At 41.4% G+C, this 6,155-nt stretch carries 9 protein-coding genes; 4 read left to right on the top strand and 5 right to left on the bottom strand.

All coding sequences use genetic code 11. The features are described from left to right. Window positions 1-370 precede the first annotated feature (370 nt). Window positions 371-673, bottom strand: a complete 303-nt coding sequence (locus tag CXF82_RS16365) for an Mpo1-like protein (protein WP_101092713.1) — start codon at window positions 671-673, stop codon at window positions 371-373. Next, entirely contained in the window at window positions 666-1,304 is a 639-nt protein-coding gene (locus tag CXF82_RS16360) for a GNAT family N-acetyltransferase (protein ID WP_101092712.1), read from the bottom strand. The genes CXF82_RS16365 and CXF82_RS16360 overlap by 8 nt, the downstream gene beginning before the upstream one ends. Window positions 1,305-1,423: 119 nt before the next feature. Here CXF82_RS16360 and CXF82_RS16355 point away from each other — a divergent pair, with 119 nt between their 5' ends. Then, entirely contained in the window at window positions 1,424-1,753 is a 330-nt protein-coding gene (locus CXF82_RS16355; protein ID WP_308304388.1) for a DUF2789 domain-containing protein, read from the top strand. Window positions 1,754-1,785: 32 nt separating this feature from the next. Here CXF82_RS16355 and CXF82_RS16350 read toward each other — a convergent pair whose 3' ends face one another. Next, window positions 1,786-2,157: a DUF3192 domain-containing protein gene (locus CXF82_RS16350; protein ID WP_101092711.1), complete on the bottom strand. Its 372-nt coding sequence runs from the start codon at window positions 2,155-2,157 to the stop codon at window positions 1,786-1,788. A gap of 148 nt (window positions 2,158-2,305) precedes the next feature. On the opposite strand from CXF82_RS16350, the gene CXF82_RS16345 reads away from it, so the two are divergent. Both CXF82_RS16345 and CXF82_RS16340 read left to right on the top strand, forming a co-directional pair. Then, window positions 2,306-2,665, top strand: coding sequence for a hypothetical protein (locus CXF82_RS16345; RefSeq protein ID WP_101092710.1), 360 nt, complete (start codon window positions 2,306-2,308; stop codon window positions 2,663-2,665). After that, window positions 2,665-3,438 (top strand): Zn-ribbon-containing protein, encoded by a 774-nt coding sequence (locus CXF82_RS16340; protein ID WP_101092709.1) that lies wholly within the window; start codon window positions 2,665-2,667, stop codon window positions 3,436-3,438. The genes CXF82_RS16345 and CXF82_RS16340 overlap by 1 nt, the downstream gene beginning before the upstream one ends. 88 nt (window positions 3,439-3,526) lie before the next feature. On the opposite strand, the gene syd is transcribed toward CXF82_RS16340, so the two are convergent. Beyond that, window positions 3,527-4,174, bottom strand: coding sequence for a SecY-interacting protein (syd, locus tag CXF82_RS16335; protein WP_102039344.1), 648 nt, complete (start codon window positions 4,172-4,174; stop codon window positions 3,527-3,529). A 59-nt stretch (window positions 4,175-4,233) separates the two neighbouring features. On the opposite strand from syd, the gene queF reads away from it, so the two are divergent. Beyond that, window positions 4,234-5,091: an NADPH-dependent 7-cyano-7-deazaguanine reductase QueF gene (queF, locus tag CXF82_RS16330; RefSeq protein ID WP_180961077.1), complete on the top strand. Its 858-nt coding sequence runs from the start codon at window positions 4,234-4,236 to the stop codon at window positions 5,089-5,091. A 39-nt stretch (window positions 5,092-5,130) separates the two neighbouring features. Here the strand turns inward: queF and CXF82_RS16325 are convergent, their stop codons facing one another. Continuing rightward, window positions 5,131-6,045, bottom strand: a complete 915-nt coding sequence (locus tag CXF82_RS16325; RefSeq protein ID WP_101092706.1) for a LysR family transcriptional regulator — start codon at window positions 6,043-6,045, stop codon at window positions 5,131-5,133. Window positions 6,046-6,155: the final 110 nt, after the last annotated feature.

Below are 6,155 nucleotides of genomic sequence, written 5' to 3'. Positions count from 1 at the left end.
TAGATATGACTAAAATATCTATATCCAATGGCTGCTAACTTATCCTTAAACTAGCAGCTGGCCTATCCACTCACTAAATATGTAAACTTGAGAATCAAAATGGTAATGATGATTTACAGCGAACTCTATCGCTAACAAGGCTTACCAATTGATTGCTTGAGTTAACTTTATACGCTTATCAGTCCAGTGCGACGGTCTTTTAGCAAACACTCAAGATCGTAACATTTACGCAACTTGTAGGGGTTTTTATAACGTACTGATTATAAACAACTAAGACTATCTATAGTGACTATATCAACAGTATTACCATTTGATGTCCCACATAAAAGTAAGAGATCTCTTACGCCAAGGACATCCGAATCCGATATTTTTATCTCTTCTTGCCTGAAAAGGCTTCAAATAACATCACCCAATCAGCCATTAAACTATAAATGGGATATTTAAATGTCGCCGGTTTGTTCTTTTCAAATACAAAGTGCCCAATCCAAGCAAAACTATAACCAATGACGGGTAACAAACATAACAGTAACCATTGCCCTGAATAGAGCGCGAAAATAGTCACTAAGATAACCAGAGAGCTGCCAATATAGTGTAGCGCTCTGCACGTTATATTTTGATGTTGCGACAGGTAAAAGGGATAGAATTCAGCGAAATTATTAAAACGTTTAGTCATTAGTCTGGCCTCGATAAAACATCAATTCCCCCGTCACCTTGCCTATTTCTAGATCCTCCAATTTGTCGAAACCATGATTCGAAAATAATGCAATATGTGCTGGATCGCTAACAAACACACCAACGCCATCAAGCTGCAACTGTTCATCACACCAACTCAATACTGTTTTAACTAATTGACTACCGTAACCTTTGCCTTGCTCATTTGTTGATATAGCAATGAACTGCAAAATACCGCAACGACTATTGGGCAGGTTTTCTATAATTTGGTGTTCTTTTTTGATCCAAGCTTGGGTCGATTGCCAACCAGCACTTATCAACATTTTCAAACGCCAATGCCAGTAACGGGCTTCACCAAGCGGGACTTGTTGAGTGGCAATACAGGCAACCCCTATCAGTCGTTCTCCAGAAAACATGCCGATTAACCCTTGTTCCTGTTGCCACAGCGCATTTAACTCTTCACGAATAGCGCCACGCAGTTTTTGCTCATATTGCACCTTGTCATCATCATAGAGTGCATCCATAAAAAATGGATCATCGTGGTAAGCATTGTAAAGAATTGAGGCGGCAATACGTAAATCTTCAGCCGTTAGATAGACCGCTCGACACTCTTCCATGATTTGATTTTCCATTGTTATTTTCCTTGACCTAGATCACATAAATACCAATGTAACAAGCCCATAGAAAAGTGCAATTAATAATCAACATTCACTTTGTCAGAAATTTAATGTTGTTCTAAAACGAGCATCTGATGAGTCATTGGGTGTCAAAAAGTATCGATACTAAACTTGGAGGATTAGGTCGTTTTCTACCATACTGGAAGCAACACGATAGCAACGGAGCGTTAATCATGGACACCACCCCTTTGGATCTAGAACATCTATTTCAACAGCTCGGTTTACCAAGTGATGCTAAAGCAATTGAACTGTTTATACGAAAACATACGATTACTAAAGGGCTGCTTATTCATCAAGCGGGATTTTGGACAATATCACAGCAACATTTTCTAGCAGAGGCATTAGCGGAAGATGCCCAATGGTCGGATTTAATTGACCATTTAGACACCCTATTAAGAAAGTAACTTCACCATATTAAAGAAATATAGAAAGATAATTATATTTTGGTGTAGGCCTTTTCGCCCCATCCAACAACGGCATTATTGCTAATAACCACGGGAGTACACTCATCTTTGGTTGTCTTGCCGTCGCCCTTAACTCGTTGTGTGCGATAAAACAGCACATGCACTTCTTTATCTTGTTGGATATAGGCTTCATTAAAATCAGCAGTACCCATTAGCGTTGTCACCTGCTCTTTTGACATCCCCAGTGAGATCCTCGATAGGCCGTCACGGTTACTTTCTTGGATTTTCTCCCAAGCTCCATTGTTATCCCAATCAGATTCACCATCACCTACATTGATAACGCAACCAGTTAACCCTATGCTTGCTATCCCAAAAAACGCTAAACTTAGTAGATTATTCTTCACATTAACTTCCTGTATTTATATTGATTTTATAAATATCATTAAAGCAAACTACATGCCACATGTTAAAGCATTGTTTAATAATGATTTAATTTTAATTAATTACTGTTAATGAACTAAATATACTAATGAGTAAGGAATTTAACCAACGATGAGCCCTCTAGACCAAGTACTCTGCGCCGCCAAACAGCTCAGCGATGAAGGTAAAAAACCCACTCTTGCATTAATTAAAACTAAGCTAGGTGTCAGTGTTGCAATGCTGACTTTGATCCAAGGCTTACAACAGTACAAATCGATGAATGCTGTAGACAAAGCCGCAATCCCGACTAAGGCGCAGTTAACCGCATCAGCGCAAGCACCTCTGCAACTTCCAACCAACACTCAACAACAGCAAAGAATTACGCAACTTGAGCAGGAGCTGTTAACCCTTAAAACCAACTATCAAGCCGTAATCAACAGATTAACAGCGCTTGAATCAGCATCGCTTAATGCTAGTGGAGCCAAGAAATAATGCATGTTGTTGAATTAAGATTTGAATGCTTCGATAACACGACAATCACTGCCGCCGAAAAAGCCATTAATGGCTTGTTAGAAGCTTATCGCGCCAATGGTCAAATACTCGGTCGAGAATTTGCTGTCGCTTTCAATGACGGTGAGTTTAGAGCTCGCTTGTTGATGCCAGAAAAAAGTAGCCTTGCCAAGCGATTTAATAGCCCTTGGGTCGAGAAAACCTTAATTGAATTAACAGACGCTAAACTACTTGCTCCTCGCGAGAAGTATATTGGCCAAGATATCAATTCAGAAGTGTCTAGCCAAGAGACACCAAGTTGGCAGCTGCTTTATACCAGTTATGTGCATATGTGCTCGCCACTAAGAAATGGTGATACGCTGCAGCCAATTCCACTTTACCAAGTACCAGCGACAGCCAATGGCGATCATAAACGGCTGATCCGCTGGCAAACCGAATGGCAAGCTTGTGATGAAATACAAATGGCCGCGGGGACTAAAGCCGAGTTTGCAGCACTTGAGCAGCTAACCAGCCACAAAAGTGACCTCTTTAGACGCGGCTGGGACTTGCGTGGCCGAGTTGAATTCCTGACAAAAATCCCAACCTATTACTATCTTTATCGCGTTGGTGGAGAAAGCCTAGCCAATGAGAAAAAACGTTGCTGTCCAAAATGTGGTAGTGACCACTGGCTATTAGATGAGCCGCTATTGGATATGTTTCACTTCCGCTGCGAACCATGCCGTATCGTGTCGAATATCTCTTGGGATCATCTCTAAAAGAGACAAAAAAGGTCTAAATTGCAGTGCAATTTAGACCTCTTCTTTCAAGCTAATAGTTTAAGCTTCTAGCGTTAAATTTTACCCGCTATTTCCCACGTAAGTTCTGCCACATTATTTTCATACGCTGCCAAATACCTGGGTGATCGAGTACTGGCATATCTTCTTCCACCAGCTTAACCGGTGGCGTCACTCGCGCCGTAAGCTCAGCGATAAAACCATTTAACGAATCTGCTAACTTTTTACTCTGATTTTCCCCAGGGATTTCAATCCAAACGCTGCCATCGGTATTGTTAATAGTGATCATTTTATCTTCATCATCAAACACACCAATAAACCAGGTAGGATCTTGTTTGAGCTTCTTTTTCATCATCAAATGTCCGATGATATTCTGCTGTAGATACTCAAAATCAGTCTGGCTCCACGCCTGCAATAACTCTCCCGTTCCCCAAGGTGAGTCAAACATCAATGGCGCGGCAAAATGTGCCCCATAAAATGCACTAAGATCGGCATGTAAAGATAGCTCTAGTGCATGTTCGACATTATCAAAAACACCCGGCACGTCACGCGAGACTGATTTCCATTGCAATGCTTCTTCAGAACCAACGTCAACATCGCCCAAAATACACTCTGACGCTTGTTGCTGCGCATAATATCGAGGGTACTCTCCCAACGCATCTAAGTAGGCTTGTTGGTAGTCGTTTAAAAAAATATCCAGAGCAGGTAAAGAAGACACTTAAGCCGATCCCAAAATCAGTTATAATAAGAGTCTATTTTGACATGGAAACCGTATTGATGACACAACATCATGATCCCTATAGTGACGCACCCGAACTTTCAGAGCTTACATTAGGAAAGTCCACAGGCTACCAAGAACATTATGATGCGTCTTTACTGCAGGGCGTGCCGCGTAAGTTGAACCGTGACGCAATAGGCCTTACTACCGAACTGCCGTTTCACGGCTGTGATATTTGGACCGGATATGAGCTTTCATGGCTAAATGCCAAAGGTAAGCCAATGGTCGCCATCGCGGAGTTTAGCCTAGACTTTCAAAGTGCCAACCTAATTGAGTCTAAGTCGTTTAAGTTATATTTGAACAGCTTTAACCAAACTCAATTTGATGATGTTGAAGCGGTTCAATCTACCTTGACCAAAGATCTATGCCAATGTGCACAAGGTGATGTTAGCGTTAAAGTAATTGAACCGAAAAACTTTAGCCATCAACGTATTGTAGAACTACCAGGCACTTGTATCGATGATTTGGATATTGAAGTCAGCGACTACAACTTTAACCCAGACTACCTTGTCGACAGTGTTGATGACAAAGTGATGGTTGCCGAGACGCTAACCTCTAATCTACTTAAATCAAATTGCTTAATTACCTCTCAGCCTGATTGGGGTACGGTAATGATCCGCTATCAAGGCCCTAAAATTGATCGCGAAAAACTGCTTAGATACTTGATCTCATTTAGACAGCACAATGAGTTTCACGAGCAATGTGTCGAGCGTATTTTTGTCGACTTAAAACGTTTCTGCCAATGTGCAAAATTAACGGTTTATGCGCGTTACACTCGACGTGGCGGGTTAGATATCAACCCCTATCGTAGTGATTTTGAAAACCCAGCTGAGAACCAACGCTTAGCAAGACAATAAGACATCACGAAACCGAGTATTAATGCTCGGTTTTATTTTTTAAGTCTCTAGCGCCTGCATTTGTAAAGCTATCATCTCTCTTAGCCAAGCATTGGCGCTATTGCTCTGCAACTTTTTACTCCAAATCATATGGTACTCAATTGGCCTTGTATCAAAAGGCAATGGGTATTGCGTCAGATTAAACAGCTCAGCATACTCTTTAAGATAATGAGTGGAAGCGATGGCAATAGCATCGCTTTTTGATGCTGTGGCTAACATGGTCAGTAGCGACGATTGCTCACTATAGGTTTTACGTTGCGGCATGACGGCTTCGCTATAAAGTTCCGCGATGGCTAGATTTGAGCGCCGCATTTTGAAGATGACATGCTTTTCAGCAAAATAGGCATTAACGTTAAGTGTATCTTGGATCCTTGGATGATCTTTTCTCGCCACACAGACCAACTTATCGCGCATCAACAGGGCTGCATTTAACGCCACTGGTATTTGGCTCATTATGTCAACGGCAAGATCTATACGCTCAAACTGCAAGTCAGACTGTAACTGCTCCTCATTGGATGGCGGCTCCTTAAAGATAATATCAACCGCCAAGTCAGCCGTCAGCTTATCTATTGGCGCTTGCAATAGTTGCATTATCACTTCATTGGCATACACGTAGAATTCACGCTGATGTATTTTAGGGTCAAACTTCTCCAAACCCGCAACAACACCATCAATAGCATTGAAATGCTGCTCCAACTGTTGATATAAATCATGTCCGGCAGCTGTAGGTTCAACACCGCGTCCAACACGATTAAACAACTCTTCATCTACCTGTTTTTTAAGGCGGTTAATCGCATTACTGACTGAAGATTGGGTTAAATCAAGTTGTTCTGCGGCGCGGCTAAATGAGCGGCAGCGATACACGGCAAGAAATACCGGAAATAGATTAAGGTCAAACTGTTTTGTCTGCGGCATATGACTCAATACTATTTACACTGTGAATATTAATTAGCAATCTAGCGATAATTACTAAATAACACAAGCACTCTACACTAGCCTCAATTCAATTTGTATTGACTCGGTTC

The organism is Shewanella sp. GutDb-MelDb, from assembly GCF_002836075.1.
Lineage (GTDB): Bacteria > Pseudomonadota > Gammaproteobacteria > Enterobacterales > Shewanellaceae > Shewanella.
The sequence above is the reverse complement of the archived record's forward strand: the minus strand, read 5'-3'. Positions and strand labels throughout refer to the sequence as shown.

Excerpts from the sequence above, each read along its gene's own strand:
- CXF82_RS16365 (WP_101092713.1), bottom strand. The coding sequence starts at position 673 with ATGACTAAACGTTTTAATAATTTCGCTGAATTCTATCCCTTTTACCTG.
- CXF82_RS16360 (WP_101092712.1), bottom strand. The coding sequence starts at position 1,304 with ATGGAAAATCAAATCATGGAAGAGTGTCGAGCGGTCTATCTAACGGCT.
- CXF82_RS16355 (WP_308304388.1), top strand. The coding sequence starts at position 1,424 with ATGAGTCATTGGGTGTCAAAAAGTATCGATACTAAACTTGGAGGATTA.
- CXF82_RS16345 (WP_101092710.1), top strand. The coding sequence starts at position 2,306 with ATGAGCCCTCTAGACCAAGTACTCTGCGCCGCCAAACAGCTCAGCGAT.
- CXF82_RS16340 (WP_101092709.1), top strand. The coding sequence starts at position 2,665 with ATGCATGTTGTTGAATTAAGATTTGAATGCTTCGATAACACGACAATC.
- queF (WP_180961077.1), top strand. The coding sequence starts at position 4,234 with ATGACACAACATCATGATCCCTATAGTGACGCACCCGAACTTTCAGAG.
- CXF82_RS16325 (WP_101092706.1), bottom strand. The coding sequence starts at position 6,045 with ATGCCGCAGACAAAACAGTTTGACCTTAATCTATTTCCGGTATTTCTT.